This window comes from Ferrovum myxofaciens (assembly GCF_000735045.1).
Taxonomy (GTDB): Bacteria; Pseudomonadota; Gammaproteobacteria; order Burkholderiales; family Ferrovaceae; genus Ferrovum; species Ferrovum myxofaciens.
In genome coordinates this window covers 19,018-31,564 of record NZ_JPOQ01000025.1, presented here as the reverse complement: position 1 = coordinate 31,564, position 12,547 = coordinate 19,018, and the positions used below count along the sequence as shown (strand labels likewise).

The window sequence follows — 12,547 nt, the reverse complement described above, 5'->3', positions numbered from 1 at the left end:
GGGATGAAGGAGGGGGAGGGAGGGGAAAATCACTGTGACCCGGAGCCCAGCCTGGGATGAGGCCGCAGCCAGGCTCAGACGAGCCCGGTGGTGTTCTGCAATCCGTTGCACGATGGATAGACCCAATCCACTCCCCTGTTGACCGCTGCCGGGCAAGCGATAGAATCTTTCCATGACCCGCTGCATTTCTTCGGCGGGGATTCCCGGCCCATTGTCTGTGATATCCAGTTGAACTTCATGGGACGCTGTCTGGGATAACTGCAAAACCACCGTGCTGCGGGGAGGGCTGTAGCGGATGGCATTGTCCACCAGATTACGCAGCAGGATGCTCAGATGGCCGCTTTGGCCCAAAATGCGCAGGGCAGTCTCGCCCTTGAGAAGCAGTTCTATTTTTTTCAATTCGGCTTGACCCGCCAAAAAAGCCAGGGACTCAGCCGCGAGGGGATAAATCAGCACCAGGTCATGACGCGTCCCTGCTTCTTCCGGGTCAATGCGTGCCAGAGTGAGGAGTTGTTCGATCAGATGGGTGGACCGTTCTATCCCCTGCTGCACCTGATGCAGGGCATGGTGGCGGTCTTCCTCCATGACGGAACGCAGGGCGACCTGAGCCTGGGTACGCAGAGCCGCCAACGGGGTGCGTAATTCATGGGCGGCATCGGCGGTGAAGCGGCGTTCTGATTCGATGGAGTGGCGCAATCGCCCGAACAGGTCGTTGAGGGCCGTGGCCAAGGGTTTGACTTCGAAGGGGATGGAAAGCAGGTCCAGAGGCTCGAGGCGGTCTGCAGAGCGCTGAACCACTTCGCGCCGCAACTGACGCAAGGGACGCAGTCCGGTATTGACCATGACCCAGATCATCAGGGGAACCAGGGGAATGGCAATGGCCACGGAGGGAAACAACATGTTCAGAACGATCTGACGAGCCAGTCGTTCCCGTCCACGCATGGGTTCGGCCATCTGAATCATGAGTTCATGGGCCGAGTCCCACAGAACCAGTAAACGCCAACGATGGGTATTGATGGTGATCGTGGAATAACCCGGCTGGGTCGAAGCCCCCATCAAGGTGGCAGGGGCAGTGGCAGACCGCAAAATCAGGGTTTGATGGTTCCAGACCTGATAGACCATGGTTTGTTCATACTCATGGGTGACCGGAGATTCGTCCTCGATCCCGTGCTCGATGCGTTCCGTGAGGGTACGTTGCGCAATGCCCAGCAGAACATGGGCGGACTCGGCCATTTGGGCATCAAAGAGGGAGTCCAGTTCCTGTCGTGCCGAGCGGTGGTCAAAGAATACCACCACGATCAGGACGAGGGACATGGCCCCCAACAATAACAGGAGCAGGCGTTGGCGCAAGGAATTCATGGGGTGCGCTGCACGGGTCCGGGAGGATCAGGGTTTGTCGATGACATACCCGATGCCACGCAGGGTTCGGATCAAGGTGTTGCCCAATTTTTTGCGCAAGTGGTGAATATGGACCTCGATGGAATTGCTTTCCACTTCTTCGCCCCAGCCATAGAGACGGGTTTCCAGTTGATCGCGGGTCTGAACCCGGCCAATGTTGAGCAGAAGTTGGTGTAAAAGGGAAAATTCCCGTGCAGACAGTTCCACCAGTGTGTCGTTTTTAAATACTTGGTGGGCGGCAGGATCGAGACTGATCTCCCGGTAGGTGAGGAGGGGGGTGGCCAGTCCGCTGCCGCGGCGCGACAGAGCCCGGAGACGGGCGATTAACTCGTCGAGATCGAAGGGTTTGATCAGATAATCATCGGCCCCCGCATCCAGTCCGGTGACCCGGTCAGAAATGGTATCCCGCGCCGTCAAGAGCAGAACGGGAAGGGTCATGGCTTGGGCGCGTAACCATTTCAATAATTCCAGGCCGGGAATTTTGGGTAAACCAAGATCGAGCACTGCAAGATCATAATTTTCTGATTGCAGAGAAAATTTGGCGGTCTGGCCATCTTCCACCCAATCCACGGCATAGCCTGCCTGACGCAGGCCCACGCGCAAACCATCACCCAGCAAAGGATCGTCTTCAACCAGTAAAAGTCTCATGAATCATCCCAAAGAAAGTGACATTCTAGAGGAAATGGCCGGATTCGATCTGGATAAAAAGAAGTGGCCCAGCGGGCCACCTTAAGGGGAAACGAATCCATTCACAGAGGAGTCTCAGACTCAGGAGTGATTAGACACTATTTGCCTTAAGTGCGCCTTAAATCGCAGGAATCGTGGGTTATTGAGTGCGTTCCACGGCCAGCAAGGTAAGTTGCTGGAGTGCGTCCCGATAGGTCGAGGGGGGGAGGGCCTGATTCAGGTGAGCCAGGGCTGACTGGCTGAACTGCAACGCACGCTGGCGGGCATACTCCAGGGCCCCGCTGTCCCTGACGATGCAGGCAACGGCTTCCAGAGAGGATCCGCCCCCCTGTTCAATGGCGTTTCTGAGCAAGTCGGCCTGAGCAGGCGCGGCGGTTTGGAGGGCGCGGATCACCGGGAGTGTGGCTTTTCCTTCGGCCAGATCATCACCCAGATTTTTGCCCAGATCCTCCAGTTGGCCTGAATAATCCAGTACATCATCGATAATTTGAAAAGCGGTGCCCAATTCACCGCCGAAGGTCGCCAGATGTTCCTCGATGGGAAGGGGGGCCTCAGATAGAATCCCTGCCAGACGGGTTGCGGACTCGAACAACTTGGCGGTTTTGTAGCGGATTACCTGTAAATAGCGAGATTCATCCACTTCTGGGTCGTGACAGTTGAGCAATTGCAACACTTCGCCTTCAGCGATCACGTTGGTGGCATCCGCCAGCACCTCCATGACTTTCATCTGATTGACGGAAACCATCATCTGGAAGGCGCGTGAGTAAATGAAATCGCCCACCAGCACACTGGCTTCGTTACCAAACAGGGAATTGGCGGTTTTTTGTCCGCGCCGCAGATCAGATTTATCCACGACATCATCGTGCAACAGGGTCGCGGTATGGATGAATTCGACGACGGCAGCAAGCGTATGGTGATGATGGCCCTGATAGCCCAAGGCACGAGCACAGAGTAGCAGCAGAAGAGGGCGCAGGCGTTTCCCTCCGCTGTGAATGAGGTATTCGGCAATCTGTCGGACCAGCGCCACATCAGAATGCAAGTGATGGCGAATGACCGCGTCCAGTGCTTTTAGATCATCGGCCGCCAGGATGCGGATCGGTTCAAAACTCACAGCGCGTTCTCATGCACAGGACAACACTCTCAGGGCCAATGGGTTTAGTGAAGACAGGGGGCGATCCGTAGTTTACCAAAGGATCGAAGGCCCCGCATGGCTTCGGCGCCCTGTTTTGGCGCCGGCATACCGGAACTGGCACCGTTTAGCAGCGCGGCGCACGGAATTCTGCCGTGAACTTTTCAAAAAATACAGTTTAATCAGGGGACTTTTCAGGATTCTGCGCCCTGTTTCCTATGGCATCAATTTTGCTTGATAAAGGTTGAAGCGAAGAGATTTCTCGGGAGGTCGATCATGAAAACTGGAAAATTGATGTGGCTGATCATTTCGGTACTCTTGTTGGTCGGTATGGGAGTGGTGAGTTTGACACTGGAGAAGGTGCACCAACAGAAGGAACAACGTCAGCAGGATGCCCTGTTGATGTCCATGGCTCCCTACCAAACGGATATCGATGAGACGTTGAGGGAGATGGAAGACGATTCGGGGCACTGAGGCAAAGGACGGACCTGGGGTCATGACTCAAATTTCAGACCACTGGTGCGTTGGGTGGGGCGAGCCAGTCCGACTTCCAGCGTGTTGGGGTCTGCGCAGAGCAGGGTAAGGCGCTGGCGGGCACGGGTAATGCCGGTGTAGATCAGTTCCCGGGTGACGATGGGATGGGGTGCAGGAAGCACCAGGCAGGTGTGCTCGAATTCTGAGCCCTGGGATTTGTGGACGGTCAGGGCAAAGGCGGTTTCCACATGGTTGAGCCGGCTGGGTGCCCGTGCGCGCAGGGTTCGTGCCGTATCCGGAAAATAGACCCGTAGTCCCTGCGCCGGATGGGGAGAGCGCAGGGTCAGACCAATGTCCCCGTTGGCCAGGGACAGGTCGGCGTCGTTACGGGTGATGATGACCGGACGCCCTTCGTACCATTCGCCCTGGGGCTGGAGTCCGCCCATGGCTCGCAATTTTTGCTCAATGGAACGGTTGAGTTCGATCACGCCCCAGGGGCCCTCGCGCAACGCGCACAGGACACGAAACTGGTCCAAAGTCTGGAGCAGCAAAAGAGCCCAGGCATCAAAATCGGCGGATGCGGCGGGTCGGGTCTGAAGCAGTCGAGAAAATTTTCCATAGGAGAGTTCCGTGGGGCGGGTGGCGACCTCCACCACTTCCTGAGGTGAAGCGCATTCCTTCCAGATCAAGGAGGAATGGGTTTCTTGTTTCAGCAAGCGGGTGACGGAGTTGACGTCACCGGCATTGACCGCCAAGGCCAGGGTGCCGATGGCGGTACCAAAGCGATGACTGTGACGCAGCATGACACGGCATTGGGCCAGATCCGAACCTTTGCTATCCCGCAGATTTTCTGGCAAGGGTGGTTCACCCAGGGCACAGAGAAAAGTGGCCGTCTCCGGACGGTAATGTCCTGCCTCGGCATGGAGGCAGAGATCCCCCAGCACAGCGCCCGCTTCCACGCTGGCCAATTGATCACGATCTCCCAGAAGCACGATGCGGCTGCGGGGCGGGAGGGCATCAAACAGCGCCACCATCATTTTCAGATCCACCATGGAGGCTTCATCCACAATGAGGAGGTCGAGGTCGAGGGGGTGCGCGGCATCGTGGCGGAACTGGCGAGTCGTCCAGTCCTGGCCCAGCAAGGAGTGGAGCGTGCGAGCCGGGCCCACCTGTTCGATGAGGGTCGAAATATCCAGTGCTGCAGGCAGGTTCGAAGGCAATTCACGAAGGGCTTTCTGGAGAGACTCGGTCAGGCGGGCTGCGGCCTTCCCGGTGGGTGCGGCCAGGGCAATGCGCAGCGCTTCCGGACGGGCGGACTGGCTCAGGAGAACAGTTAGCAAACGGGCGACGGTATAGGTTTTTCCGGTGCCCGGTCCGCCGGTGATGAGGGTAAAGGGGCTGCGCAGGGCAAGGGCACAGGCCACCCGTTGCCAATGGATTTCAGAATGGGCGGGGAAGAGGGCGTGAAGCCAGGGAAGGGCGTTGGTCAGCGCATCAAGGGACCAGAGGGCAGGGTCGGTACGCTGGCGAATCTGTTGGCTGAGGGCAGTTTCGTACTGCCAATAGCGGCGCAGGTACAGACGGTTTTCCGCCAGAACCAGTGGAGAAGGGACTGGGGACGAGGGAGGTCTGATACAGGGGCTGCCGTACAGGGTGTTTTGCCAGACAGGGAGGGTGCGCGGCAACCCGGTCAGTACCTGGGCCAGTTCTGCCTCCAGTTCCGTACCCAGAGTCAGGGTATTCAGAAGAAGGGAGTCGAGATCCAGGCAACTGTGCCCCCGTCCTTCCAGATAGGCAACCAAAGCCGTGACCAGCAGAAGTTCGGGCGTGGGTGCGGGGTCATGCCGGGAACACCAACGTGCAAAGGAGATATCGAGTAGGCGTAACTTCCCCTGACGGTACCAGGTTTCAAGATGTTCCAAAAGGGAGGCGGGGGTCATGAAGAGATTCCAGGAAACGCGGGGGTGAGCAAGGCATCGAGCGTTTCAATCCACTCATGGGGAGATTCGAGGAGCAGGCTCCCGCGCTCCGGTCCCTGGATACCCCGCAGGAAGAGGTCGATGCCGCCGCCCAGGTGCTGGCGGGGGATATAGGTGGATCCCAGACGCACTTTCAGAAGGCGGTGCAAGGCCAATAGATAAAGCGCCAGTTGTACCTCATAGCGATGAGTGAGCACGGCCTGCTTCAGAGCCGTGCGGGTATAGGCGGCATCATTTTCCCCCAGGGCATTGGATTTGTAGTCCAATACCCAGAAACGATCCTCCCAGAGGAAGACCAGATCGGCAAACCCCATCATCAATCCTTTCAGTGTCCGTGCCGTGAGGGGGGGGCGAGGGTGACCAGGCCAGAAACGGGTTTGGCAAAAGTCATCCAGTTCTTCGGTATGGGTGGGCTGGAGCGGAAACCAGAACTCCATTTCCTGGAAAGTATGGGGAAGTGCACGCAGGGCCACTCCACTGGGGGCAATGGGGGTCAGGGCGATTTCCTGTAACCACTGCTCGAGGTCAGCGGCATGAGTTTCCCAGCCTTGACGAAGGCAGCGTTGATGTAACTGAAGATTCAATGTGGGGTCGGTATCGAAGGTAAAACGGCGCTCGGCAGCCCAGGCCAGTTGTTCATGCAGAAATTTCCCGGCCCAGGCCCCGCGTGGAAAACGGTGGCGTGGGCTGGTACCGGGAAGAGGCGAGTTTTGTTGTGCAGTGGGTGAATCAGGCAACACAAATGCCAGGGAACGGGTGAGGGAAGAAAAACTGTGAATGGCCCAGGCGCGATCGAAGGGGCCTGTGACCAGGGAGGCAGGGCGCAACGCTGGGGCAGGCGGGGGGATGAAGCCCGTGACTGACAACGGTAGACTGGCTTCCGTGAAGTGCACCTCCGGAAGACTTTTCCAGGTTTCCTGGAGCAGGGGCAACAGTTCTTCGGCAGGAGCGCCCGGGGTGGCCCCCAACAACCAACCCAGGGCACTGGCGGAGAACAGCGGGCCGCTGGTTTTATATTTGAAGGGCGAAACCCCGATCCACAGGGCGTGCTGGGCACGGGTCAAGGCCACATAAAGCAGGCGGATATCTTCCTGGAGGCGCTTTTCCTCGGCTTCGGGTTGGGGTTTGAAACAGGTAGCAAAGGGAAGATAGACTACAGGAAATTCCAGGCCCTTGGCTTTATGGATGGTGATGATACGGACCCGGTCCGCATCACTTTCCAGACGTAATTCTTCCGGGCTCGAGGTGGGGGTCTGAAGCTCGTGGATCAGCCACTGGATCAGGGCTTCCGGGCCTTCGAGATGGGCGCTGGTGCGTTGCAGGAATTCCGCCAGATGGAGGACCTGGGTGAGACGACGCTCTCCGTCTTTTTCCTGTAACCAGCGGGCTGGCAGAAAGAAATGATGGAGCAGGCGCTGCAGCATGGATAAAACTCCCTGTCGCTGCCAGCAGTGGTGCAGTTCCATCCAGAAATTCAATATCTCTTCAAAGGCGGTTTCCGACCTGGCCCATTGTTCCAGTTCAGCCAGGGAGAATCCCAGGGTGCTGGTGCCCAGGGCCGCCCGCAGAAGGCGGGGGTTGCGGGGATGAGCCACGGACTGGAGCCAGAGAAGGATGTCCGGGGTTTCCGCAGAGTCCAGCAGGTGACTTCGGTCAGACAGATAGACCGAGGGAATGTTTCGTCGTTCCAGGGCACTTTTCACCGCAGCGGCTTCATGACGGTCGCGCACCAGTATGGCCAGATCAGCGGGGCGAAGAAGGGCCTGGAGGCCGCTGGTGTAAAAACCGGCGGCGGAGGTTAGAAGTCTACCCAAATGTTCCGCACAATGTTCTGCCATGCGTTCGAATAATTGCCCCCGGTTATCCGGTTCCGTGGTCCAGGCCACCGTGAGGGCAGGCTGGGGCCGCCCGTCACAGAGCAACTGTTCATCCCGTCCACGGGCCTGTACGGGGTGGAACGGCAAGGGAGCATCATCCTTTGCACGAAAGCGGAAGGCCCCGGGTCCGACCCGTTGTTCGGCGCCTTCGAAGAGTACATTGATGAGTTCGACGACGGGAGCCACCGAACGATGATTGGTGGTCAGGAGGTAATGACGGGGCGCTACGGACGCACGGGCTTTGAGGTAACTCTGAATATCTGCGTCGCGGAAACCATAAATGGATTGTTTGGGATCACCGATCAAAAAGATCCCCCGTTCCGAGGCATTGGCATTCAGATCGTAAATCCGGTCCAGCATGCGCAGTTGGCGCATCGAAGTATCTTGAAATTCGTCGATCAGGGCAACGGGATAGCGCAGGCGCAGACTTGTGACCAGGGCCTCTCCTTGCGGTCCCTGCAGGGCCTGGTCGAGACGTTGCTGGATATCGGTGAAGTTCTGGCGCAGGACCTGGGCCTTGTGCTGGGCAAGGCGCAGGGCGACACCTTCCACCATGAGGTCATGCAAATGCTTCCTTTGGTCTTTCAGGTTTTGCAAGGCTGTGCGGAAGTCATGGAGTTCGTCAAAAAGCGCCGGGGGATCGATCTGAAAATTTTTCTTGACTTGTGCCTGGAGTCCGTTGGGCGTAAGTTTGTCCCACTGGTCCTCCGTCAGACAGGGATCGGTCGGGCCGTTTTCCTCGCACCAGTGGAGTAAACGGGCGCACCACTGACGTACTGTTTCCCCCTTGAAGGTTTTTTGATTGAAAGGGGTGTCGGGTTGACTGGGCGGGAGTTGGCCGTCGAGCCAGGCACATAGGATTTCGATGCGGGGACGCCAGAGCGTGCGCAGGGTTTTCAACTCATGGGTCATTGCATGGTGCTTTTCAGTCCAGGCGATGGCGTTAATGCTGACGCTTTCCGTCGACCAGAGCGGGAGGGTGTTTTTTGGGAGATCTTTCTGGATGCGTTGAGAAAAACGGGAGAAATCTTTCCAGTCCTCCAGAAAAACCCGGAATTCCAAACCACTCAATGGGTAAAGGCGTTGTCGCCAAAGATCCTGCAAAGCCGCGGGAATCAGGTCTTCGTCGTTGTCCGTGATTTGGGCGGGGAACCATTGTCCATGGGCAAAAGTCGTGTCCTGTAACACCTGTTGGCACCAGGCGTCCAGCGTGTGGATGGCGGCGCCCTCCATGGCTTGGCTGGCCAGGGTCAGGCGCCAGGCGGCACGGCGCCGTGTCGACGATTCAGGATAGTCGTCCAGCAGGGAACGAAGGAAATCATCGGTGGGAAGACTGTCGCCTCTGAAACAGGCTGCGGCTTCTTCCAGGCGCACTCGAATGCGTTCGGAAAGTTCGCGGGTGGCTGCTCGGGTAAATGTCATGACCAGAATCTGTTCGGGCAGGAACGCGCCGGGGGGGGCGTGATTCGCGGTGCCGTGTCCCAGCACCAGACGCACATAGAGCGCAGCCAGGGTCCAGGTTTTTCCGGTTCCGGCACTGGCTTCGATGAGGCGACTCCCCCACAGGGGAAAGGTCAGAGGATCAAGGGGGTCACTCATGGAAGGACCCTAGGGGAGTCAATACGGCATTTTTTGCCCAGGACCATAGAGGAGGCCCCAGACAGTGGGCCAGGGATTCAAATTCTCCCGTTTGGTTCAGGCAGGCAAAGGTAGGGTAGATCCGTTCCTGATAACGGTCCTTTTCCGCAGGCGAATGGTCTGTCCCTTCGTAGATCTGGGCGGCTTTGCCCAGATCGTCGGATCGAACCAGAGTAAGAGCGGATTTGAGCGCCATCGGCAGCGGTCGGCGATGGCCCTCCTGCCAAAGTTCGATCAGAGAAGAAAGCACCCCATGAGCTTCTTCCGGTGCAGGAGCGCGCAGGGTGAGCAAGGTGTCCTGTGCCACCAGATGACAGTCGAGCACGTGACCCGTGGCGCTGGTAACGAGGTGGCGGAGCCAGACGGGAAGCAGTTTGTGCAGTTGCAGGTCTTTGCCATTTTTTTCCAGGACCCGGGAGGCATGGAGTTCCACCCATGCGGCGGGTTTCCCGTCCCCCTCTCCTCGTAGGCCTTCCAGCCAGTCCCGGATTTCATAGGCACCAAAAGAGAGGTGAACCGGGTGCTTCTCGCAGGGGTGGGGATAACGTTCCTGCAATTCTCCCCAGGTTTCCAGCATGGGGGTGACGGTGTTGCGCAATTCGGTCATGACCGCCTGTCCCATTTCCGCCAGGGGCAGTTGTCCGGCACGACACAGACGCTGTAACCGGGTTTCCAGTTCCTGCGATTCGTGCGGGTTAAAAGGTGGGGTGATCAGGGCATCGATCCATTCATGACGTGCCAAACCCGAAGTCTCGAATATTTCTTCGTCCGGGGGAGTCAGGGTTTCCTCAAAATGCGTATTCAGGATGGATTCCAGGTAAAACCTGACCGGGTTTCTGAGAAAACGCCCCAGTCTCTTGAGAGAGAGCGTTTTGGGTGGATCCTGGGGAGCGAGGGGAGGAAAAGGTGCTTTCAGTAATTCCGGGTCAAAGATCCGACGCCATTCCTCGGCATAGGTGTGAAGGGGCTGGTTTTCCTCGAAATAACGGCGACTGAAGGGTTGCAGGGGGTGATCCTGAGTCTGCTGGGCCAGGAGATCGGAATGCCCGTGACTTTCATCGGGGCGCCAACCGCGCACCAGATAGTCGCGTAACTGGGCCACCAGCACGGAGGGAGGGCGTTCGGAATCATCGCGCGGGTCCCGACCGCACCAACTGATGGACAGGACTCGCCGGGCGGCGAGCAGGGTATCCAGCATTAGAGCCCGATCATCTTCCTGCCGGGCGCGATCGCCGGGGCGCGGCATGCCTGGCCATTGCATCAAATCGTGCGGGCGCGCGGCAGAGCGGCGAGGAAAGGCTTCGAGATTCATGCCCAATAGGCAGATGACTTCGAAGGGAAGGGAGCGCAGGGGCAATAATGTGCAAAATGTGACGCCTCCGCTGAGAAAACGGCCCGATTCCTTGGGTTCTTCCAGCGTATCGAACCAGGATCGACGAAACAGGGAAAGGGGAATCGGATCTGCAAAACCAGTTTCCTGGCACAGGGTCAGCCAGTCACTCAGGGCTTCGTGCAACAGGCCCAGGCTGAGATTTTCCAGTTCATTGGTCGCATCGAACCAGTGGTTCAGTAAATGGCGTCCCCGCTCCACCCAGACGGCTGGGGGAGCAGGGGTACGCAGGGTTTCCCAGGTTTCTTTCAGGGTCTCGATGAAACGGGCCAAGGAGCCAAGGGTCGTGGCCTCCAGTCCGCTCAAGTGCGGGTAGGGCTCGATTCCGTCGAAGGGGCCGGAACATCCATTGGCATAGCCGAGCCAGAGACGTTCCAGACCAAAGTGCCAGGTATTCTGATCGCCACAGGCCCCCAATTCGAGAGAAGTGCGATGGAGGTCATCCAGGCCCCAGCGAATACCACTGGCTTCCACCCACTGAGACAACTTGCTCACCCCGTTGGCATCCAGTTCAAAGCGCTGTGACAACGCAGGAACTTCCAGCAATGAACGGACTTCGCTGGCCGTGATCCGGTGCTGGTCGAGGGCCAGCAGCCATTTCAAGGCGTGGATGAGCGGGGTACTGAGGCGGGGGCGGGAGAGGGCGATTTCATAGGGAATGAAGCGCGGGTCGCCGGATTCATAACGATCAAAGACGGCTTCGATGAAAGGGACATAATCTTCGAGCGCGGGAACCATGACCACGATCTGACGAGGCTGCAATGCGGGGGATGCCTGAGTCAAAAGATCGAGCAATTGGTCCTGTAATACTTGTACTTCGCGCAGGGGGCTATGGGCGCGATGAAATATCAGAGAGCGATCCGTTGCAGCAACGGCATTCAGCGGGTGCTCGGCGAGAGGGAGCAAATCGCGGATGGCGCACTGAACTTCTTCCAGTAACGTGCGAGGGATTCGTTCATCGAATAGATCAACGCGGGGGAGGTCCGTGGTATCCGGGACAGAAGGGTCGTAGGCGTCCAGTTGCCGCATGAAGTCTCTTCCCTGGCGACCCCAGGCGGCCAGCAGCGGGTGAGCATGGACATGCATGTCTTCAAAGGCCGTCATGCTGAAATCATGGTGGTGACGCCAGGGTTGGCGGCGCTGAACGGCTTGCCAGAGTTCCCGCCCTTCCACGATATCGGACCAGTGAAAACGACAGGGGTTGAGCAAGGCCACTAGTACCTGGCAGTGATGGGCCAAGGCATCCAGAATCTGCAGGGTTGAATGGGGCAGGGTGGAAATGCCGAAAACGACAATGCGGGGGGGTAACCCGAGGATTTTCCCGTTCCGGTGCAGTCCTTCGAGGACCTGTTGATGCAGGACAGGAAGGGTAAACGCTTGTTCGGTGGGAGACAATTCCTGCCAGAGACAACGCCATAAGGCGGGTTGCCAGGCTTGCGTCGCCGGCACCGGCAACCTTTCTCCCCGGGCCGTGGTCAGTTGGTCTCGACCCTGAATCCAATCCGCCAGCCAGGAGGACCGGTAATTCTGATATTGGTCAAAGAGATCTGCGACTTCGCTGGCAAAGCCATACCGAGCTTCCGGATCCTTCACCCGAAGAAGGTGGGCGATGGCCTCCAGGGGGGTGGGAAGTGAGTTCTGAAGCGCCAGTTTCATGATTCGCCAGATCAGGGCCTGACGATCCAGAGGGGATCGTTCCGCCATCGCCCGGCCCAAGATTTTTCGGTATAAACGCCACAGAAAGCGGCCGGGAAGTTCGGCCCTTGTTGCGGCACAGATCCCCAGCGATTCTGCCAGGGAGGCCTTGACCCATTCGGCCGCACCGATACTGTTGACCAGGATGACTTCTTCGGTCAGAGGGTCCAGAGGGTGCTGGCGCATCCAGTGCACCACGGCCTCTTGCAACAACTCCAGACGGTTGCCATGCAGGACGACGAGACCGGGGGGGTGTGTGCTCATGGGGTGCACAGAACTG

At 58.2% G+C, this 12,547-nt stretch carries 7 protein-coding genes; 1 reads left to right on the top strand and 6 read right to left on the bottom strand.

Features of this window, described 5'->3' with window-relative positions:
- The 3 genes from IV91_RS0104695 to IV91_RS0104680 all read right to left on the bottom strand — a co-directional run.
- A partial coding sequence (locus IV91_RS0104695) for a sensor histidine kinase (RefSeq protein WP_035417152.1) occupies positions 1 to 1,359 on the bottom strand: 1,359 nt, incomplete at its 3' end.
- A gap of 27 nt (positions 1,360 to 1,386) precedes the next feature.
- On the bottom strand, positions 1,387 to 2,046 hold the full coding sequence (locus IV91_RS0104690) for a response regulator (protein ID WP_031596424.1): 660 nt from the start codon (positions 2,044 to 2,046) through the stop codon (positions 1,387 to 1,389).
- Positions 2,047 to 2,224: 178 nt separating this feature from the next.
- Entirely contained in the window at positions 2,225 to 3,196 is a 972-nt protein-coding gene (locus IV91_RS0104680) for a polyprenyl synthetase family protein (RefSeq protein ID WP_031596423.1), read from the bottom strand.
- A gap of 294 nt (positions 3,197 to 3,490) precedes the next feature.
- Here IV91_RS0104680 and IV91_RS0104675 point away from each other — a divergent pair, with 294 nt between their 5' ends.
- Positions 3,491 to 3,688 carry a hypothetical protein gene (locus IV91_RS0104675; protein ID WP_031596422.1) on the top strand — a complete coding sequence of 66 codons (198 nt, stop codon included), beginning with the start codon at positions 3,491 to 3,493 and terminating at the stop codon, positions 3,686 to 3,688.
- 20 nt (positions 3,689 to 3,708) lie between these two features.
- On the opposite strand, the gene recD is transcribed toward IV91_RS0104675, so the two are convergent.
- Genes recD through recC form a run of 3 tightly spaced genes read right to left on the bottom strand, consistent with a single transcriptional unit; the run spans position 3,709 to position 12,531 of the window.
- Positions 3,709 to 5,628 carry an exodeoxyribonuclease V subunit alpha gene (recD, locus tag IV91_RS0104670; RefSeq protein WP_031596421.1) on the bottom strand — a complete coding sequence of 640 codons (1,920 nt, stop codon included), beginning with the start codon at positions 5,626 to 5,628 and terminating at the stop codon, positions 3,709 to 3,711.
- Positions 5,625 to 9,143, bottom strand: a complete 3,519-nt coding sequence (gene recB, locus IV91_RS0104665; RefSeq protein WP_031596420.1) for an exodeoxyribonuclease V subunit beta — start codon at positions 9,141 to 9,143, stop codon at positions 5,625 to 5,627. Before recB ends, recD begins: the two co-directional genes overlap by 4 nt.
- Entirely contained in the window at positions 9,136 to 12,531 is a 3,396-nt protein-coding gene (recC, locus tag IV91_RS0104660; RefSeq protein WP_031596419.1) for an exodeoxyribonuclease V subunit gamma, read from the bottom strand. The genes recB and recC overlap by 8 nt, the downstream gene beginning before the upstream one ends.
- Between the last annotated feature and the right edge of the window lie 16 nt (positions 12,532 to 12,547).

What these genes read in the sequence shown, in the direction of transcription:
- IV91_RS0104690 (WP_031596424.1), bottom strand. Translation starts at nt 2,046, where the DNA reads ATGAGACTTTTACTGGTTGAAGACGATCCTTTGCTGGGTGATGGTTTG.
- IV91_RS0104675 (WP_031596422.1), top strand. Translation starts at nt 3,491, where the DNA reads ATGAAAACTGGAAAATTGATGTGGCTGATCATTTCGGTACTCTTGTTG.
- recD (WP_031596421.1), bottom strand. Translation starts at nt 5,628, where the DNA reads ATGACCCCCGCCTCCCTTTTGGAACATCTTGAAACCTGGTACCGTCAG.
- recB (WP_031596420.1), bottom strand. Translation starts at nt 9,143, where the DNA reads ATGAGTGACCCCCTTGATCCTCTGACCTTTCCCCTGTGGGGGAGTCGC.
- recC (WP_031596419.1), bottom strand. Translation starts at nt 12,531, where the DNA reads ATGAGCACACACCCCCCCGGTCTCGTCGTCCTGCATGGCAACCGTCTG.